Origin of the sequence: Vibrio sp. 14G-20, assembly GCF_026241515.1 — a bacterium.
Lineage (GTDB): Bacteria > Pseudomonadota > Gammaproteobacteria > Enterobacterales > Vibrionaceae > Vibrio.
Map to the genome: position 1 here is coordinate 37,830 of NZ_JAPHPW010000012.1, position 19,859 is coordinate 57,688.

15 protein-coding genes and 4 tRNA genes are annotated in these 19,859 nt (G+C 44.9%); 7 read left to right on the forward strand and 12 right to left on the reverse strand.

Going from position 1 to position 19,859, the window contains the following annotated elements:
* Window positions 1–71 precede the first annotated feature (71 nt).
* Both nrdB and yfaE read left to right on the forward strand, forming a co-directional pair.
* Entirely contained in the window at window positions 72–1,205 is a 1,134-nt protein-coding gene (gene nrdB, locus OQJ75_RS12675; RefSeq protein WP_004733365.1) for a class Ia ribonucleoside-diphosphate reductase subunit beta, read from the forward strand.
* Window positions 1,205–1,483 carry a class I ribonucleotide reductase maintenance protein YfaE gene (gene yfaE / locus OQJ75_RS12680; protein ID WP_010438115.1) on the forward strand — a complete coding sequence of 93 codons (279 nt, stop codon included), beginning with the start codon at window positions 1,205–1,207 and terminating at the stop codon, window positions 1,481–1,483. Before nrdB ends, yfaE begins: the two co-directional genes overlap by 1 nt.
* A 172-nt stretch (window positions 1,484–1,655) precedes the next feature.
* On the opposite strand, the gene napF is transcribed toward yfaE, so the two are convergent.
* Both napF and OQJ75_RS12690 read right to left on the reverse strand, forming a co-directional pair.
* Window positions 1,656–2,171 (reverse strand): ferredoxin-type protein NapF, encoded by a 516-nt coding sequence (napF, locus tag OQJ75_RS12685; protein WP_265973733.1) that lies wholly within the window; start codon window positions 2,169–2,171, stop codon window positions 1,656–1,658.
* Entirely contained in the window at window positions 2,171–2,737 is a 567-nt protein-coding gene (locus OQJ75_RS12690; RefSeq protein WP_265973734.1) for a TorD/DmsD family molecular chaperone, read from the reverse strand. Before OQJ75_RS12690 ends, napF begins: the two co-directional genes overlap by 1 nt.
* A 198-nt stretch (window positions 2,738–2,935) precedes the next feature.
* On the opposite strand from OQJ75_RS12690, the gene OQJ75_RS12695 reads away from it, so the two are divergent.
* The 3 genes from OQJ75_RS12695 to OQJ75_RS12705 are packed head-to-tail and all read left to right on the forward strand — an operon-like array spanning window position 2,936 to window position 6,853.
* Window positions 2,936–5,374, forward strand: coding sequence for a DmsA/YnfE/YnfF family dimethyl sulfoxide reductase (locus tag OQJ75_RS12695; RefSeq protein ID WP_076654837.1), 2,439 nt, complete (start codon window positions 2,936–2,938; stop codon window positions 5,372–5,374).
* 11 nt (window positions 5,375–5,385) lie between these two features.
* A complete protein-coding gene (locus tag OQJ75_RS12700; protein ID WP_004733360.1) occupies window positions 5,386–6,006 on the forward strand; it encodes a DMSO/selenate family reductase complex B subunit in 621 nt (206 codons plus the stop codon).
* A gap of 1 nt (window position 6,007) precedes the next feature.
* Window positions 6,008–6,853, forward strand: a complete 846-nt coding sequence (locus tag OQJ75_RS12705; protein ID WP_265973735.1) for a dimethyl sulfoxide reductase anchor subunit family protein — start codon at window positions 6,008–6,010, stop codon at window positions 6,851–6,853.
* 163 nt (window positions 6,854–7,016) lie between these two features.
* On the opposite strand, the gene OQJ75_RS12710 is transcribed toward OQJ75_RS12705, so the two are convergent.
* Complete coding sequence (locus OQJ75_RS12710) at window positions 7,017–8,255, reverse strand: CinA family nicotinamide mononucleotide deamidase-related protein (RefSeq protein ID WP_265973736.1); 1,239 nt, start codon at window positions 8,253–8,255, stop codon at window positions 7,017–7,019.
* Between the two features lie 210 nt (window positions 8,256–8,465).
* Here OQJ75_RS12710 and OQJ75_RS12715 point away from each other — a divergent pair, with 210 nt between their 5' ends.
* Complete coding sequence (locus OQJ75_RS12715) at window positions 8,466–9,374, forward strand: DUF3943 domain-containing protein (RefSeq protein WP_265973737.1); 909 nt, start codon at window positions 8,466–8,468, stop codon at window positions 9,372–9,374.
* Between the two features lie 253 nt (window positions 9,375–9,627).
* Window positions 9,628–10,140 (forward strand): glycine cleavage system protein R, encoded by a 513-nt coding sequence (locus OQJ75_RS12720; RefSeq protein ID WP_265973738.1) that lies wholly within the window; start codon window positions 9,628–9,630, stop codon window positions 10,138–10,140.
* 121 nt (window positions 10,141–10,261) lie between these two features.
* Here the strand turns inward: OQJ75_RS12720 and nspC are convergent, their stop codons facing one another.
* The 9 genes from nspC to uvrC form a co-directional block, all read right to left on the reverse strand.
* Entirely contained in the window at window positions 10,262–11,401 is a 1,140-nt protein-coding gene (gene nspC / locus OQJ75_RS12725; RefSeq protein ID WP_265973739.1) for a carboxynorspermidine decarboxylase, read from the reverse strand.
* Window positions 11,402–11,600: 199 nt separating this feature from the next.
* Window positions 11,601–12,854: a carboxynorspermidine synthase gene (locus tag OQJ75_RS12730; RefSeq protein ID WP_017098192.1), complete on the reverse strand. Its 1,254-nt coding sequence runs from the start codon at window positions 12,852–12,854 to the stop codon at window positions 11,601–11,603.
* A gap of 8 nt (window positions 12,855–12,862) precedes the next feature.
* A complete protein-coding gene (locus OQJ75_RS12735; protein ID WP_265973740.1) occupies window positions 12,863–15,814 on the reverse strand; it encodes a pyridoxal phosphate-dependent class III aminotransferase in 2,952 nt (983 codons plus the stop codon).
* Window positions 15,815–16,687: 873 nt separating this feature from the next.
* Window positions 16,688–16,763 (reverse strand) — tRNA-Gly (locus OQJ75_RS12740).
* 36 nt (window positions 16,764–16,799) lie between these two features.
* Window positions 16,800–16,886, reverse strand: a tRNA-Leu gene (locus OQJ75_RS12745).
* Between the two features lie 80 nt (window positions 16,887–16,966).
* Window positions 16,967–17,042, reverse strand: a tRNA-Gly gene (locus OQJ75_RS12750).
* 36 nt (window positions 17,043–17,078) lie between these two features.
* A tRNA-Cys gene (locus OQJ75_RS12755) sits at window positions 17,079–17,152 on the reverse strand.
* 266 nt (window positions 17,153–17,418) lie between these two features.
* Window positions 17,419–17,976: a CDP-diacylglycerol--glycerol-3-phosphate 3-phosphatidyltransferase gene (gene pgsA / locus OQJ75_RS12760; RefSeq protein ID WP_017061490.1), complete on the reverse strand. Its 558-nt coding sequence runs from the start codon at window positions 17,974–17,976 to the stop codon at window positions 17,419–17,421.
* Between the two features lie 46 nt (window positions 17,977–18,022).
* Window positions 18,023–19,855: an excinuclease ABC subunit UvrC gene (gene uvrC, locus OQJ75_RS12765; RefSeq protein WP_265973741.1), complete on the reverse strand. Its 1,833-nt coding sequence runs from the start codon at window positions 19,853–19,855 to the stop codon at window positions 18,023–18,025.
* Between the last annotated feature and the right edge of the window lie 4 nt (window positions 19,856–19,859).

Consider the following 19,859-nt stretch of genomic DNA (forward strand, 5'->3'; position numbering starts at 1 on the left):
TTATCTTCTCTGGGTTTAAAGCATTAACAGGGTCCGTTTTATTGCGGGTCTTTAAAGGATTTGAGGCATTTATGGCTTACAGTACTTTTTCTCAACAAAAAAATGACCAACTAAAAGAACCAATGTTCTTGGGTCAGTCGGTAAACGTTGCACGTTACGACCAACAGAAATTCGAAATCTTCGAAAAGTTGATCGAAAAGCAGCTTTCTTTCTTCTGGCGTCCAGAAGAAGTAGACGTGTCTAGCGACCGTATCGATTACAACAAGCTTCCAGAGCATGAAAAGCACATCTTCATCTCTAACCTGAAGTACCAAACACTTCTAGATTCAATCCAAGGCCGCAGCCCTAACGTTGCCCTACTTCCTTTGGTATCACTGCCAGAAGTTGAAACTTGGATTGAGACTTGGTCATTCTCTGAAACGATTCACTCTCGTTCATATACGCACATCATCCGTAACATCGTGAATGATCCAGGCGTAGTATTTGACGATATCGTTGAAAACGAAGAAATCTTGAAACGTGCGAAAGACATCGCGTTTTACTACGACGACCTAATCAAGCTGACGGCTGACTACCACCGCTACGGCGAAGGTAACCACAACATCAACGGCGAAGACGTTAAGATTTCACTTCACGACCTGAAGAAGAAGCTTTACGTATGTCTAATGTCTGTAAACGCACTAGAAGCGATTCGTTTCTACGTGAGTTTTGCATGTTCATTCGCATTCGCTGAACGTGAGCTAATGGAAGGTAACGCGAAGATCATCAAGCTAATCGCTCGTGATGAAGCACTTCACCTTACTGGTACACAGCACATGATCAATTTGCTGCGTAACGGCCAAGATGACTTCGAATTCATGCAGATCGCTGAAGAGTGTAAGCAAGAATGTTTCGACCTATTCAAAGAAGCAGCAGAGCAAGAAAAAGAGTGGGCAGAATACCTATTCAAAGATGGCTCTATGATTGGTCTGAACAAAGACATTCTTTGCCAATACGTTGAGTACATCACTAACATCCGTATGCAAGCGGTTGGTTTAGGTACTGCTTACCCAGAAGCAACGTCGAACCCAATCCCATGGATCAACGCATGGTTATCTTCAGATAACGTACAAGTTGCTCCACAAGAAGCTGAAATCAGTTCTTACCTAGTTGGTCAGATCGACAACGAAGTAAAAGCTGACGACTTTGAAGGATTTGAACTGTAATGCCAACAATCAAAATCAACAAGCTAACTTCGATTGAATCTAACCCTTCGAATACTCTATTGGAAACAATGGAACAGGCGGGCTTAGAACCAGAATACAACTGCCGAGATGGGCATTGTGGCGCTTGTCGTTGCACATTGGATTCAGGTGAAGTTGAGTACGTTGGTTTTGCTATGGCTTACACGCAAGGTAATGAAATATTACCTTGTATCTGTAAAGCAAAGACTGAGCTATCGCTGAGTAACGTTATTCATAGAAACAAGCAAAAACGCGCATAAGCCAACTGGCTTTAAGTCACCTTGTTCGAATATCGTCAATAAGAAATAAAAAGGGTCCGCTTCCTTTAGGAATGCGGACCCTTTTCTATTTATGTCTTTAGGTATTTAAAACGACTCGTACATCACTCAGCCAAAGTCTTCCTGTTTGTTTGTGTCATACAAAGCCAAACGTTTATTGCTGAGTCAGGTTAAGAGTCACAGAGCCAATATAACAAGCGCTTCGGCACTCTCCACAGCCGTTACACTTATCTTTGTCCACTGTAGGCAACTCTCCCACTTCGATGCGTATCGCACCGGCAGAACACGCAGCTTGGCATGCTGAACAATCCATTTGCATGTAATTATTACAGCTATCGGCAAAGCTAGGCTTGAGGTCGATATAAGGTGTGACCGTTGGATGAAGTGCGCCAGTTTGGCACACTTCAGTGCATTTGTTACACATAGAACAACTGTTGTAATCCAAATTCAGCAGCGCACTACCCTCTAGCGTCTCAATAACGCTATTCGGACACGCTTGCTCACACAGTCCACAACTGTCGCAAAGACGCTCAAACAGCACCTCATCGACAGCCCTAGGTGGTCTAGCATGTAAGCGCTGTGATTTCTCTTCATAATTCGCGGCTGCTTTAACCGGTTTAGAAAGTCGAGTTAAGAAACCGCGTCTATTTGAATTTATTTGTTCAGACATTAGTCGATATATAACTTTTTAGTAGTAACGTTTAAATTATATTCAGATGTTAAGTACTTAAACCAATCTATTACATCAACCGATAGCTTTTTATAAAAAGATAACTCTGATGCTTTATTTAGTTTTTCTAAATAAACAGAAGACCAAGTTAATAAGTGACCCTCAAGCAATTCACCCGCTGAATTTATATTGTTATTTTCTAACAAATACGCATGAGCGAATAACATTAAACCAAATTGATCTTCCGGCTCTCTTAACCCCGTGTCTAATTCAATCTGATTCAATTCTAAAAACTGACGATACTCTACGGTAGAAGCGCCGAACACAACGCGGTCTTTATCTAGGTACACAGAACCCCAAGGCGGAGCTGGCATGTCTCCAACGCCTTCAAACAGGCGGCTGAACTCAGCTGAGAGTGCATCTTCGTCTTCGCTTCTTAATGCCTGCAAGCATTCTTCAGAGAGCACTTCGCTCTCAACCAAAGCTTCAACAATGGTGATTAACTGTTCTTTACTTGTCGCTTGATAAAATAGCGAACCCAATAATTTATGCGTATCGATAATCATTATTATTTATACCGTCATAGGCTTAAAGATAATTATATTAATTAACTCATTTCATTCTTTGATCTATTTTATACATTCGATTCATAAGATTTAAATCTCTCTCTTATTTGATGCCAATCAATCAACAATCCGAAATAAAAACATAAATAACAAACTACCTATAAAGTGCTAGCCATCAATAGCAAAAGGCATCTTAGAATGACGAATAAGAAAGAATCTGGGGTAATGAATCTTACTCGAAGAGGCTTCATGAAAGCTTCTTCTGCAGTAGGTAGTGCAGCCGCACTTGCGGGCGGTATCGCTTTACCTTTCAAATCCAAACCAGTAGCGGCTGCAGTTGCTGAGAATGTGGATGAGAAAATCGTATGGAGTGCATGTACAGTAAACTGTGGCTCTCGCTGCCCACTGCGTATGCATGTACAAAACGGTGAAATCAAATACGTAGAAACAGACAACACAGGTACTGACGAATACGGTCATCACCAAGTTCGTGCGTGTCTACGTGGCCGCTCTATGCGCCGCCGTGTTTACAACCCAGATCGCCTAAAATACCCAATGAAACGTGTGGGTAAACGTGGTGAAGGTAAGTTTAAGCGTATTAGCTGGGAAGAGGCTTACGATGAAGTCGCTGGCACCATGCAACGCCTTATCAAAGACTACGGTAACGACACTATTTACCTAAACTACGGTACAGGTACGCTTGGCGGTACGGTTACTAAATCTTGGCCACCAGCTCAAACGCTGATTGCTCGTCTAATGAACCTAAGTGGTGGTTACCTAAACCATTACGGTGACTACTCAACAGCGCAAATCGCGAAAGGCTTGAGCTACACCTACGGCGGTTGGGCAAACAACAACTCTTTCTCTGATTTAGAGAATACCAAGCTTAACATCCAATTTGGTAACAACCCTGCCGAGACACGTATGTCTGGCGGCGGTCTGATCCACCACTATGTAGAAAGCAAAAACAAATCGAACGCAAGAACGATCATCATCGACCCTCGCTACACCGATACTGCCGGTGGTCGTGAAGATCAATGGATCCCAATTCGCCCTTCTACAGATGCGGCATTGGTAGCAGGTCTTGCACACGTGATGATCACGGAAGACCTTGTCGACCAACCGTTCCTAGACAAATACTGTGTCGGTTACGACGAGAAAACTCTGCCTGCATCAGCGCCTAAAAACAGCGACTACAAATCTTACATCCTAGGTTTAGGTGAAGATGGCGTAGAGAAGACACCAGAGTGGGCTTCTAAGATCACAGGCATTCCAGTTGATACTATCGTTAAGCTTGGCCGTGAAATGGGCACAGCAAAACCATGTGCTATTCACCAAGGTTGGGGCCTACAACGTACAGCGAACGGTGAACTAGCTTGTCGTGCAATCGCGATGCTGTCGCTACTCACTGGTTCTGTGGGTGTATCAGGTGGTTCAACAGGTGCTCGTGAAAGCGACATCAACATTCCGTTTGTGCGCTTCCCTACTGTGCCAAACCCAGTTGAAACGTCTATTTCAATGTTCATGTGGACAGACGCGATTTACCGTCACCATGAAATGACCGACATCACTGATGGTGTTCGCGGTGCAGAGCGCCTTAAGAACCCAATCAAGATGATCTGGAACTACGCAGGTAACTGCATCATCAACCAACACTCAGACATCAACAAGACGCACGCGATTCTTCAAGATGAAAGTGCATGTGAAATGATTGTCGTGGTTGATAACCATATGACTTCTTCAGCGAAATACGCCGATATCATCCTGCCAGACTTAACAACATCAGAGCAAGACGACTGGTGTATGGATGGTAAAGCATCGAACATGCCTTACTTCATCTACGCGCAGAAAGCGATTGAGCCTCAGTTCGAAGCGAAATCTATCTACGAAATGTGTACTCAGCTTGCGAAGCGCATGGGCGTAGAAAAAGAGTTCACAGAAGGCCGTACTCAAGAGCAATGGATTGAGCACCTTTACGCTGAAACTCGTAAGAACGATCCAACACTGCCTACCTTCGAAGAGATGAAAGAGCTGGGTATCTATAAACGTAGCTACGACCACCACTACATCGCTTATGAAGATTTCCGCAAAGATCCAGAAGCGAACCCACTGACCACACCAAGTGGAAAAATCGAGATCTACTCAGAGCAACTGGCTGATATCGCGAAGACTTGGAAGCTGAAAGAAGACGAAGTGATTCACCCACTTCCGATTTACGCGGACTCTTTTGAAGGTCACAACGACCCACTAGCAGAGAAGTACCCACTTCAGCTAACTGGTTTCCACTACAAGGCTCGTACTCACTCAACTTACGGCAACGTTGCAGAAATCAAAGCAGCCGCACCACAAGAGTTGTGGATCAACCCAATCGATGCAAAAGAACGTGGTATTGAAAGCGGCGACATGGTGAGTATTTTCAACGACCGTGGCGAAGTACACATTCCAGCGAAAGTGACACCAAGGATTCTTCCTCGAGTTGTCGCACTAGGCGAAGGTGCATGGTACGCACCGGATGGTCAGAAGATCGACCATGCAGGCTCTATCAACGTGCTGACCACTCAGCGCCCGAGCCCACTTGCTAAGGGTAACCCTCAGCATACAAACCTAGTTCAAATCAAAGCGCTAAAGAAAGCATAAGGTAGGTTGGAATGAAACAATACGGCTTTTACATCGATTCAAGTAAATGCACGGGTTGTAAAACCTGTCAGCTTGCTTGTAAAGATTATAACGATCTAGACATCAAAACGAACTACCGTCGCGTATACGAATATGCAGGTGGTGGCTTCACTCAAGATGGCGATACCTGGGTTCAGAAAGATGTCTTTTCTTACTACCTATCTATCGCTTGTAACCACTGTACTAACCCAGCGTGTGTGAAAGTGTGTCCTTCGGGCGCGATGCACAAACGTGATGAAGACGGTTTGGTTGTGGTTGATGAGAGCGTATGTATTGGTTGTCAGCACTGTAGCAATGCGTGTCCTTACGGCGCACCACAATACAATGCGAAGAAAGGGCACATGACGAAATGCGATGGTTGTTACCAACGTGTTTCTGAAGGCAAACAGCCTATCTGTGTTGAGTCTTGCCCCCTTCGTGCATTGGAGTTTGGTGAAATCAATACACTTCGCGAGAAGTACGGCTCTGGTGCAGATGTGGCGCCATTGCCATCTTCAACAGAAACGCTACCAAACATCGTGATTAAGCTGAACAAAAACGCGAAACCAACTGGCGATACCAGTGGTCACTTAGCAAACCCGAAGGAGGTGTAAGATGATTTTTCATGAGTGGTCTTTAATCTTCTTTACGGTGCTGGCGCAAACTGCGGTTGGTGGTTACTTACTGATTGGCGCGCGTGCACTGGTGCTGGGTCATAGCGAAGAGAAGCTGAACAGCTACAAGGTTCCAATGTTCATCCTATGGGCATTAATGGGTCTTGGCTTCATGTTCTCGACAACGCACCTTGGCTCTCCACTGCGCGCGTTTAACGCTTTTAATCAGCTAGGTTCGGCTTGGTTGTCTAACGAAGTGTTCTTCGGTGCGGCATTCTTCGCTGTCGGTGGCCTGCAATGGCTATTGTCTGTGCTTAAGAAAGGTGACGTAGCTATCCAGAAAGCACTGATGGTTGGCGCGATGGTGTTGGGGATTATCTTCATGTACGCGATGATCAATGTATACATGATCAACACAGTACCTACTTGGGACAACATCTACACACCACTGAGCTTCATCATGACGATGGTTGTGGGTGGCTTACTGTTATCTCAGTTCGTGATTGTATTCGCAAACGACAGCCGCTTTACGGTTGACCGTAACATCACCATGCTGGCTGTTATCGCTGTTGCTATCAGCTTGCTTGTGACAGTAGGAAAACTGAACCTAATCGGTGACATCCAAACTTCAGCGGCAAAAGCGTCTGAGTTAGTCGATGGTTTAGGTAACTATGTGATTCTTCAAGTGGCACTGCTAATGGCAAGCTTGTTGATTTGGATTCTACCTATGCTGAACAAAGCAAAAGTGAACCCAGTTAACCTTGGCTTAGCACTAGTATTGTTCTTGGCTTCAGAGTTAATCGGCCGTGGTTTGTTCTACAGCCTACATATGACAAGCGGTTTGTAATCGGAGTTCTTACAGACATGAGTTGCGTGTAAACATCGCTGCTTGTTTGGTTATCTAGAAGGCTAGATAAACAAAAGGCCCAACACCTATTTAGATGTTGGGCCTTTTTATTTGTTCTGAATTAACGTTGGTTCAAGAGGACCTGGTTAACTAAAAGAGCTGCTTACTTGATGATAGCTGCTGGAATAAACATGTCTTTCAATCGCTTAACCGAAGAGTAAGTGCCAAACATCGGTTTGTTGTCTAAATACCTTCTCAGCATATCAGCGGCGACGGTTTTAATCACATTGCGTTGGTCTTCACGCGAGTACTGACGGTAAAACTCAAGTACCTGACCCCACTCGCCAGCTTCAGTCGATAATGCAACGCTGAATGTGTTGCCTTCCAGCTTACCAGTCACCAAAGCCAATTCAGTTCCGCACTTCTCTCTTGTTGCTCCAGCCAGAGCAAAGGTTGCCGCTAATGGATCGCTTTTTTCAAGTTCGCTCTCTTTTGGCTCAGCCATCACCCATGAGTGTCCGAAGCAATCTTCTATCTGCTCATTCAATTGCAGCCACGCTGACAGTGAACCTTTGGTCGACACTTCAGACACAGATAACGTCTTCTTTTTTTCCGCCATGATGTGTCCAATATGGTCAATCATCGGCTCGTCGACACTCACGACATTACTCTCTAGCAGCTTGTAAACCATTTGCAGAAGCTTAACGCGAGTTTCTAGGTCTGCCTTAGGACCAAACAGTTTGACCTCAATAAACGGCAGATAAGAGCGGTAACCAAGTTCATAACCTTCTGGCAGCTTTAATTGGTCCAAAACATCAGAGATACCGGACTCAGACAAACCAAACGTAAACAGTCGACTGCATTCAGAGGCAACCACTTGAGGGTAGGTACGCGACAAGTCAGGAAGAATCTCAAACGTCACCATGCGTTTGAATTCACTCGGTACACCCGGAGTGAAATAGAACGTTGCATCGTTGATTTTCAGTTTGAAGCCACAAGCTGTCCCCACAGGGTTATCGACGATCTCTGAGCTCGCAGGTAACAAAGCTTGTTTAAGGTTGCTGTCAGGCATCGGCATGCCACGTCCAGAGAACATCTCTTCCATACGAGCAAGCCATTCAGGGAACATGACGAGTTTCTGCTCGGAAGCAGCTGCAGCGGCTGCAGCACTCATATCATCGGTTGTCGGGCCTAAACCACCATTAACGATAACCACATCATAGTTAAAGCTAAGCATCAGCAGTTCTTCAACAAGAGCATTCATTTGATCACCCACAGTTGAGCGCTTAGCAAGCGCAAAACCATGCTGATAAAACTCAGCAGACATCCAAGCTGCGTTTGTATCTACAATGTCTCCATGAAGAACTTCTTCACCTGTGCTTAACATTGCGATTTTCGTCATATTTCTATCCCTTGTTGTCATAAAAAGACACTGCATTATTTACAAACTGGTCTATGGTTGAATTTGGAGCAATTCGCCTTTTCACTAATATTAATAATGTTAAACCTAAGGTTTTCTTAGGAAAAGCTATAAATTATTAGTTCCCTAAATCAGGCATTTAATAGATAATTGTGACCCTGATCAATTCCAAACTTTCTCATGGAGACCCTTGTGGCCAAATCACCGTTACTAGCAAAGGTTACTGCTGCATTTTCAATGCTAATGTCAGTTAACTCGGTTGCAAGCCAATACGACTTCGACCAGCCAATCAACCTTTCTTACTCGGATGAATGTGCTCAAGATTACTGTTTTAATGACAACTTGTACACCTACAAGCCTAGTACCAATTACGCACTGAGCGAATCGAGTGATGAGTACGACTTCTCAATCCAACAACCAAAACACATGTTGGTGAGCCAGGAGAAAGATTGGGATTACCTAATGGGTCAAACCTACACCATTCTAGGCTTAAGTGTCGCGACAGTGGGTCTAATGACTCTGCTCCCTGAAAGTATTACTAAGTGGGATGATGACCAACGTGATATCAGCTCATTAGGTAAAAAGTGGAAAGATAACGTTTCTGAAGGCCCAGTATGGGACCGTGACGAACACTTCCTAAACTACGTAATGCACCCATATTTCGGTGGTGTTTACTACACCGCAGCTCGACACGCAGGTTACGACGAGTTTGAGTCATTCTTATACTCTTGGACTATGTCGACGTTCTTCTGGGAATACGGCGTAGAAGCGTTCGCGGAAGTACCTTCCTGGCAAGATCTCTTCATCACACCTTTCTTCGGTGCGGTTGTCGGTGAAATGATGCTAGAAGCAGAGCAAGACATCATTGCCTCAGGCGGTGAAGTGATGGGATCTCAAACCATGGGTGATGTGTCGCTATTCTTCCTTAACCCTGTTGGCCATATCCACTACTGGGTAAGTGATGCTTGGGGCGGTGACGCAGAAGTGAATCTGAATACTAACCCTTGGTGGGATAACCAAGACGCAGCTCGATTCGCCTACGATGCTGGCGCACGATACGATTCTCAATTTGTTGGTATGAACTTTAAAGTAACGTTCTAAATCGTCTTTCAGTCTATGAATTTCAAGTTACTGCATTCCTAATAAAAGCGACAACTCTTCTAAAAAGCGGCTCTCTAGCCGCTTTTTTTGTGCCCTACTCTTCATTCTCTTTTTTTACATCACAGCTTAGTTTCAAAAATTGACATAGGTCAAACATTGTTCGATGTAAACTTCTACACTGAAATTAAAGAACTTTATCGCGTGATATCAAACATTTAATTAGCAACGAATCATTGAAACTTTGGGGGCTGATATGAACAGTACATTTATCGTAAACTTTATCGGAAAAGCATCACCAGCAACAATCAAACAACTTGCTGCGGTTACTCACGAAAACGACGGCAAATGGCTCATCAGTAAAGTGAATTTTATTGAAGACCAAGTCGCAGGCGTACTTAAGGTTCAACTTCCAGCCATCAACGAATCGATTGTCAAAGAAGCTTTCAGCGCCAATCCAGATCTCATCGTGCAGTTTGTCGACTCAGATCATACGCACAATGCTCAAGACACGATCCACCACTTGAGACTCGACTCTAACGACCGAGCGGGTATCGTAAACGAAGTAACACATGTATTGGACAGACAAGGGATCAGCATTCTTGATATGGATTGCCACCGTGTCTTCATTGCTGGCGGCGGTGGTGTTAGCTCAAGTTTATTCACCTCTAAGATCGCCGTGAAACTACCAATCGAAGTTTTGATTGATGATGTCGTCAACGAGCTAGAAACGCTCAGTGAAGATACTCGAGTGATGATTGAGAACTAACGGATAACACTTAACTTCTATCCTTACTGTTGTTTTTAGATAACAGTTATAACCGTTATCTAAAAACAAAAAAGAGCAGCTCATTGGCTGCTCTTTTTATTGTTCTGAAGCGATGACTCAGTTATTGAACTGACCATTGTGACAATGAACGCTTGAAGTCTTCATAGCCAAATTCATTCAGCTTTTGAATTTCGCCATTGCTGCGCTCGCAATAGATAGATGGCATTTTTAAGCCATTGAACCAGTTCAGTTTCACCATGGTGTAACCTGCACTATCCAACAGGTGAAGTTTTTGACCTATCTTCAACGGCTCATCAAAGCTTGTTTCACAGAACTGATCGCCCGCCAGACACGAACACGAACCAATCACGTAATCATGACTGCCGTTTTCAGAGGCTTCTAATACCGATGCTGGTTCATTGTAGATAAGCGTATCAAGACGGTGGGCTTCAGTTGCTGAATCCACAATTGCCGTTTTCTTCACGTTCTCAACAATATCAACCACTGTCACAACTAAGTCTGTCGTTTTAGTGATGATGGCTTCGCCCGGCTCAAGGTACATCTGCACGCAGTGCTTTTCAGAGAAAGCTTTTAGCGCAAGACCCAGTTTCTCGATGTCATAGCCTGGCCATGTGAAGAACACACCTCCGCCCATGCTCACCCAATCCAACTTATCTAGGTGATCGCCAAACTGCTCTGAGATTGAATCAAGCAAACCGATAAACGCATCGACATCTTTGTTCTCACAGTTCATGTGGAACATCACACCATTAATCTCATCGAAGATCTCTGGCTTGATATGGTCAGCTTGTACGCCCAAACGCGAAAATTGACGTGCTGGATTCGCCAAGTCTTGTCCTGCGTAGCTCACGCCCGGATTTAAACGTAAACCCAGTGAAGCTTTACCTTCAACAATATGACGGTAAGCGGCAAGTTGGCTTTGAGAGTTGAAGATCATCTTGTCGCAGATATCAGCAACTTCTCTCACGTCATCTTCGCTGTAACCGACACTGTAAGCGTGCGTCTCACCACCAAAGGTTTCGTGGCCAAGTTTCACTTCGTATGGGCCAGAGCTTGTCGTGCCATCGAGGTAAGGTTTGATGATGTCAAACACACCCCATGTCGAAAAACACTTCAGTGCCAATACCAATTTCACACCTGAAATCTCTTTCAGTTGCTTGGCTTTCTCTAGATTCGCAATCAACTTGTCTTCGTTGATCATGAAATATGGGGTTTTTAGTTCTTCTTTCTTAAACGTCATTTTTGTAAACACTCAAGCAGCATCTATAGATGGAAAGGTAAATTAACAATTTTGGTGTGATTTATTTTGATTTTGTCCTGTCCGAGCGCAGTGAGTTACAAAATCAAAATAAATGATACCAAAGCTTCAAGGCTATCATCATCGAAAAGGGAACAATCCATGTCCCCTTTAATTAGCAATCAAAACAAGAAATCAGTTCTTATTTTTTCAGCTCTTGAATCACAGGAAGACCTTGGCCTGCTTCAAGTTCTTGAACATGCCAATCTAGACCGATTTCCGGCATGGTTGCTAGGAACGGGTCTGGGTTTAGCTGTTCCATGTTGAACACGCCTTTATCAGCCCATTCACCACGGAAGAACTGAAGTGCAGCGGTAATTGCTGGAACACCTGTTGTGTAAGAGATCGCTTGGTGCTCTACGTCTTCGTAAGCCACTTCGTGGTCTGCGTTATTGTAGATGAAGACACTACGCTCTTTACCGTCTTTCTTACCTTGAACCCAAGTACCGATACACGTTAAACCAGTGTAACCCGGAGCTAGAGATGTTGGATCTGGTAATAGTGCTTTAAGAACATGTAGAGGCTGAACCACAGTGCCGTCATGTAGCGTTAGTGGATCAGGGCTAAGAAGACCGATATCACGCATGCAGTTGAAGTAGTTCAGGTATGCATCGCCGAAACCCATCCAGAATTCGATACGCTTAGCTGGGATGAACTCTTTCATTGAACGCACTTCATCGTGTGCCATTGAGTACACCTTGTGAGAGCCACAGTTAGGGAATTCAAACTCAAGCATACGAGAGTGACAAGGTACTTGTTTCCACTCTTCATTTTCCCAGTAGAAAGAGTCGCCTTGGATCTCAAGCATATTGGTTTCTGGGTCGAAGTTTGTCGCAAACTTCTTACCGTGGTCACCAGCATTCACATCCATTACGTCAATTGAGTCAATCTCATCGAATAGGTGCTTAACCGCGTACGCAGCAAAGATTGATACCACGCCTGGATCGAAACCCGCACCAAGAATACCTGTAATGCCTGCCTCAGCGAACTTCTCACGGTAACCCCACTGCCAATCGTAAGCTTGTGGTACTTGTTGGCCTTCAGAACATAGATCAACCGCTACCGATGTATCTAAGTAAGAAACTTTCGATTGGTAACACGCTTCCATGATCGCCATGTTTACCCAAGGAGGACCAGCGTTGATCACTAGATCCGGCTTAACTTCTTTAATCAAAGCAACAAGCGCATCAACATCGTCAGCGTCTACTGAACGTGCTTCTAGTTTCTTAGTTGAATCTTTAAGGTTGTTTTTACCCTTGATAGATTCGATGATTTTTTCACACTTCGCGATTGTGCGCGAAGCGATCGTGATATCACCCAGTACTTCGTTATTTTGTGCTGCTTTATGTGCAACAACCCAACCGACGCCGCCTGCACCAATTTGTAGAATAGCCATAGTTTTAATTACCCTTGTTGTTCTGCTAGCTCAATAGCTAAAGTTTGAATTTTGTTAATTAGAGATTTGAAATCTGATGTCGTTAAGCACGGATTCAAGATAGTGAATTTCAGCGCACTTTTACCATCAACGACCGTTTCGCCAAGCACGGCAACGCCACGAGTCAGCGCCTCCAGTCTTAACGTCTGATTCAGTTTGTCTAAATCAAGAACACCGTTTGCTGATTGCCCATTACTAGGCGCCGAACGGAACAGCACAGTCGAAAGAGACGGCTCAGCAAGCAGCTCAAAATCGTCATGCTTCTGAATCAGATCGGCAACTTGAAGCGTCTGCTCTAAAAGATGATCGTACATATCACCTAGCTGCTTTGGTCCAACGCTTTGCATCGTCATGAAGACTTTCAATGCATCGAAGCGTTTAGTCGTCGCAATAGACTTATCGACTAGATTTGGCAGCTCATCGTGCTCACGATTCAAGTAATCTGCGTGATGCAGTAGGTACTTAAAGTTCGCTTTGTCTTTCAGAAGCACTGCACCACAGCTGATTGTTTGGAAGAACAACTTGTGGAAATCAACGCTGACAGAATCCGCTTTTTCGATGCCTTTCAGGCGAGCTTTATGGCTACTTAAGATAAGCGCGCCACCGTAAGCACTGTCGACATGGAACCAAAGTTCTTGTTGGCTTGCGATGTCTGCAATCGCTTCTAGGTCATCGATAGCACCGTGATCGGTTGTACCCGCGGTACCGACAACAGCAAAAGGAATCAACCCTTGAGCTTTAAGTGCTTTCACTTCTGCGTCTAGCAAGTCCGGCTTGATAGTGCCGTTTGCATTGGTGTCAACACAACACACAGCCGCTTCACCTAGCCCTAGTAGAGAGGCTGACTTTTGAACCGTGAAGTGAGATTTCTTTGAACATAAGATACGAAGCTTGCTTGCATATTCTGGTAAGCCAAGCTTTTGGATTGAGTGGCCATTGTGCTTATCTGCAACCCAGTCTCTCGCAAGCAATAAGCCCATTAGGTTACTTTGCGTGCCACCGCTTGTGAAAACACCGTCAGCTTGTTCACCAAGTTGGTATTTGTCACACATCCAATCAACCACTCGTTGTTCAACATAAGTCGCAGCAGATGCTTGGTCCCATGAATCCATTGATTGATTCAACGCCGCGATAATCGATTCCGCAGCTACCGAAGCCATAAGAGGAGGAGTGTGGAGGTGTGCAATACAGTCAGGGTGTTGCACGAAGATGGAGTTTGCAGCTACTAAGTCAGCCGTGCTATCGACAACATCAACCAAAGCGTGCTGGTTGTTATCGAGGTCGACAGCATTGATGGCAGCTTCTAGCACTTTTGGGTCTAAACCCGAATAAGGGGTTTCAACCTGTTCAAAAACCGCTTTCATCGCTTGAGTGGTTTGGTTCATCACGCTAGCAAATTCGTCGCTACCGCCTAAACCTGTCTGGATGAAATGCTTGTTCCATTCTTGGTTTGATTCTTCGCTTTGTGTTTGGTCTTGTTTCAAACCACCACCCGCTGCGATGATCGCTTCTTCCATGACGCGCAATGCAAAGTCGATCTGCTCAAAAGAGATAATCATTGGTGGAAGGAAGCGAATAACCGAACCATCACGGCCGCCCTTTTCGACCATCAAGCCGCGTTCTAACGCCGCTCGTTGAATCGCTAGGGTTAGTTCGCCGTCTGATTGTGGTTCGCCAAACTTGTTAAGCTCACCATTTGGTTGCTTGATCTCAGCGCCGAGCATCAGGCCTTTACCACGAACTTCAGCAATACAGCTAACGCGTGATTGAATTTTCTCAAGCCCATGACGTAGGTATTGGCCTGCGATGTTCGCGTGCTCAACCAAACCATCTCGCTCAATGATTTCCAACGCCTTAGCGCCAGACACCATTGCTAATTGGTTACCACGGAATGTACCGGTGTGCTCACCCGCTTTCCATGTATCGATGCTCTTATCGAATACAAGCAGCGACATAGGCAGTCCGCCACCAATCGCTTTAGACAAGCACAAGATATCAGGGTTAACGCCTGATTCTTCAAACGCAAATCGATGACCCGTTTTACCCACACCACACTGAATTTCATCAAAAATCAGTAGGATGCCATGCTCATCACAGATGCGACGTAAACCTTGTAACCAAGATGCTGGAGCAGGAATCACACCGCCCTCACCTTGTACAGGCTCAACGATCATCGCCGCTGGTTTCATTATGCCGGATTCGTCGTCATTCAACATACGCTCGATGTAACGAATGCTCGCGTTGGCACCCGATTCACCACCAATGCCAAACGGGCAGCGGAGGTTGTATGGGAAAGGCATGAAATGTACGTCAGACATCAAGCCGCTACGACGCTCTTTAGTACCGAGGTTGCCCATCATGCCCATGGTGCCGTTGGTCATGCCATGGTAGGCACCGCGGAAAGCAAACATGGTGTTGCGACCTGTGGTTTGCTTAGCGAGCTTGATCGCCGCTTCCACAGCATCAGCACCGGATGGGCCACAGAATTGAAGAACCGAGTTATTTGAAAAGTCTAGAGGAAGAAAAGCTTTAACTCGCTTGATAAACGTCTCTTTTGCTTGAGTCGTGATATCAAGAGTTTGGTATGGCAAGCCAGAATCGAGCTGGTCTTTGAGTGCTTGGTTAATCTCAGGGTGGTTGTAACCCAGAGAAAGTGTACCTGCACCGGCTAAGCAATCGAGAAAGAGTTGGCCACGAGTATCTTCAACTAAAGCGCCACATGCTCGTTTAATAGCAATAGGCAGGCGTCTTGGGTAAGAGCGAACATCCGACTCATGCTGTTCTTGCTCTAGCAAAATAGCGTCAGGTGTTAGGTCGTACGTCCCCTCTAAGATAGGAACCATAGTTGAAAATGAATTTGCGATAGTATTGATATCGACTTCAAAGGCGGTAGTCATAAAAGTCCCCTTGAATATGTTCATACTCACCTCCATCAGACGCAATTACCCACCAACTCTCGTTACATTTGGAGAGAGTTCATAGTGAAGCACGCGTATTATCTAGAAATGAGATATAGCTGTACGCTCGCATAAGTCAAATGACGAATACGAAATTAAGCCGTCTTAAGACAGCGATAAATTGTTAGCGTGAGCTCAAGGTTCAGTAATGCTACTGTTTTGAAGAATTGGACATTTTTGCAGGATCGGGCAGCTATGAGGAGCAGGTCCCTTTGGAAATGCAGAGCTGATTAGCAATGTTGTAATTAGTGTGTTCAATGTTGGGTTTCCCATTAACATGGCGAACTGCGCCATAAGTATCCCGTCTATCGGCTAAAGAACTAGCCAATACCTACCCTACGTAATGTCCCAATCAGCAAGAATGGTCACTACGCGTATCCCCCAGAAGCAATCGTTGCTCTTTTTGAACATTGTTCATTCCGAGATTGCGCGGGAAAGTAACATAAAGTGAAATGAACGATCAATAGTTTTTAATAATAGCTTGATAAATAGCAGCGATGGCTAAGAAATTGCTGTAAATATCGTCAACACTATCGTTTAGGAAAGAGATCCCCGGTTCGCTCGTCCCTCACGCCCGAGATGACGACGTGGAGTTACAAACGTTGCTAGAGAGGCTTTGAGGTCTTGGCGTCATTCCCTAGCACGAGGAACGAGTTCATAGGGAATCTCGCTTTTAAGAACTAACTTGTCTAAACAAACTTGATTGCGAAATTTTGAGGTAGCGATAGAAATAGATATGAATTTTGAGCTCGAGCTCGAACAAGAAGAGTTCTTATACGTAAAAGCTAAACACCAGAAACCAAAAAGCCCGAACATTTCTGTTCGGGCTTCTTAATTTGGAGCGATACATCGGGTTCGAACCGATGACCTCAACCTTGGCAAGGTTGCGCTCTACCAACTGAGCTAGTATCGCATTTGCTACATCCGTTAAGACGTAGACTTTAATAGATGGTGCCCCGGGCCGGACTTGAACCGGCACAGCGCGAACGCCGAGGGATTTTAAATCCCTTGTGTCTACCAATTCCACCACCAGGGCACGCAATTCTTTATTGCGATGCCGATTACTGAAAAGTAAAACACCATCTTAATGCTGACGCCAATCAACATTACAAATTTTGGAGCGATACATCGGGTTCGAACCGATGACCTCAACCTTGGCAAGGTTGCGCTCTACCAACTGAGCTAGTATCGCATTTTCATTCATGTTCTTTCTAGAAGAAAGAGAGAATGGAGGCGCCTCCCGGAGTCGAACCGAGGTCCACGGATTTGCAATCCGCTGCATAGCCACTCTGCCAAGGCGCCTTAGTAACTCCATTCGAATCGCTCATTGCCATCCTCTTGGGTACGGGATGCATTCTACGGATTCAGACGATTGAGTCAATAATATTTTTGTATTTTTAATTCGTTTGAATAGATTTCATACGAAACAAGCCAAATAGCTGACTTTATGTTCAAAACACACTGTGAGCGGGTTATTCAAAGGAGATCTATATCACATTAGATATCCAGTATTGATAACTTAACCTTAGGTTAAAGATCAAAAAAGCGAGCCTCAGCCTGCTTCTTCATCAATGATGTTTTTCGTCTAACAAATCGTCTTTGGCGGCCATCAAGTATTGTGCCATTGACCAGTAAGTAAGTACGGTTGCGACATAGAGCGCAATGTATCCGACCCATACCATCCAATCGTCGTATCTCCAGATAAGTACCCAAAGAGCGAACATCTGAGAAACCGTTTTTACTTTACCAACCCAAGATACCGCAACACTTGCGCGTTTGCCGATTTCAGCCATCCACTCACGAAGCGCTGAGATGATGATCTCACGAGCAATCATGGTCACCGCTGGGATAGTTATCCAAATCGAGTGGTAATGCTCAGTAATCAGGATGAGAGCCGTAGCGACCAACACTTTGTCAGCCACAGGGTCAATGAAGGCACCAAAGCGAGAGGTTTGCCCTAACTTACGAGCTAGCATGCCATCTAGCCAATCAGTGAAACCTGCTACCCAAAACACCATCGCAGCAGCGAAAGGAGCCCATTGATAAGGTAGATAGAAAACGACAACGAATACTGGGATCAAAAATAGTCTCAGTAAGGACAAAATGTTAGGTATATTCAAACGCATATTATTGGGCTCTTATTAATTGCGCTTTAATGGTGCGGGATTTTTACTATTGTTTCAATGCTTGATAAATGTTTTCTGCCAAAGAATGACTAATGCCCGGTACTTTGGCTATTTCTTCGACAGTTGCGCGCTTAAGTTCTTGTAAGCCACCCATATATTTCAACAAAGATTGACGACGTTTCGGTCCCACCCCTTCGATTCCTTCCAAAGCGCTGGTTCTTCGCGTTTTACCACGTTTCGCTCTGTGCCCTGCAATCGCATGATTATGGCTTTCATCGCGAATGTGCTGGATAAGGTGCAACGCTGGCGCATCACTTGGTAAGTTAAATTCTTCACCTTCAAGGGTTACCAAGGTTTCTAAACCCGGTTTACGCGTTACCCCTTTCGCAATACCCATCATCCTTGGTCTAAACGGCCAATCACCCCAATATTGAGAAATGATCTCATGAGCGCGGTTTAGCTGACCTTTACCACCATCGATAAAGATGATGTCTGGGATCTTGTCGACATCGAGTTGCTTCGAGTAACGTCTCTCAAGCGCCTGAGCCATCGCTGCATAATCATCACCACCTGTAATGCCTGTGATGTTGTAACGACGGTACTCCGGTTTAACCGGGCCTTCTTGATTGAACACCACACACGACGCAATCGTGCTTTCACCCATGGTATGACTGATATCAAAACATTCCATGCGCTTGATAGCATCCATCGACAACACTTCTTGAAGCTCTTTGAAGCGCTGATTAATCGTCATCTTGTGATTAATCTTGGTGGTAATAGCCGTCAATGCATTGGTATTCGACAATTTAAGGTAACGACCTCGAGTACCAGAAGGGTTGGTATTGAAGTGAATCTTACGACCCGCCACTTCACACAAGGCTTCTTGAATCGGTATGACATCTTCCATCAAATCGGCATTGAGAATCAAACGAGTTGGGATGGTTCTCGCTTCATTATGCGCAAGATAGTATTGGCTTAAAAAGCTCGAAAAGACCTCTTCTCGCACCGTATTGTTTGGAATTTTAGGGAAATGACTTCTACTGCCTAAAACCTGGCCTTGGCGAATCATCAAGATATGAATACACGCTACGCCATTCTCTTGAGCAAATCCCAACACGTCCATATCTTCCATTGAATCGTCAGATACGTATTGTTGTTCTTGCACACGTCGAATCGCTTGGATTTGGTCGCGGAACGCGGCAGCTTGTTCAAAACGAAGCTCTCGGCTTGCCTTGTCCATCTTTTCGATGAGTGTTTCAAGCACTAGCTTATCCTTCCCTTGCAGAAACAGACGAACGTAGTCGATAAGTTCACTGTACTCTTCATCAGAGATGATTGAGCTAACACATGGCGCAGCACAACGACCAATCTGATACATCAAACACGGGCGCGTTCTATTTGCATAAACGGTATCTTCACACTGGCGGGCAGGGAAAATCTTTTGGATTAGGTGTAGCGTCTCACGCACAGCGCCGGAATCAGGGTAAGGACCAAAGTATTCGCCCTTTTTCTTCTTAGCACCACGATGCATCGACAAACGAGGATGCTTGTGACCGCTAATAAAAATATAAGGGTACGACTTATCATCACGCAAAAGTACGTTGTATTTAGGCAAGTACTGCTTGATGTAGTTGTGCTCAAGAATGAGCGCTTCTGTTTCCGTGTGCGTTACAGTGACATCGATCTTGTCAATATTACTGACTAGAGCGCGTGTTTTTTCACTGTCGACTTTTTTACGGAAATAACTGGAAAGGCGTTTTTTGAGGTTCTTAGCTTTACCGACGTAAATAACGACAGCCTCGGCGTTATACATTCGATAAACGCCGGGCTGCTCTGTTACTGTCTTGAGGAATGAGACTGAGTCAAACAAGTTGGTCACTATA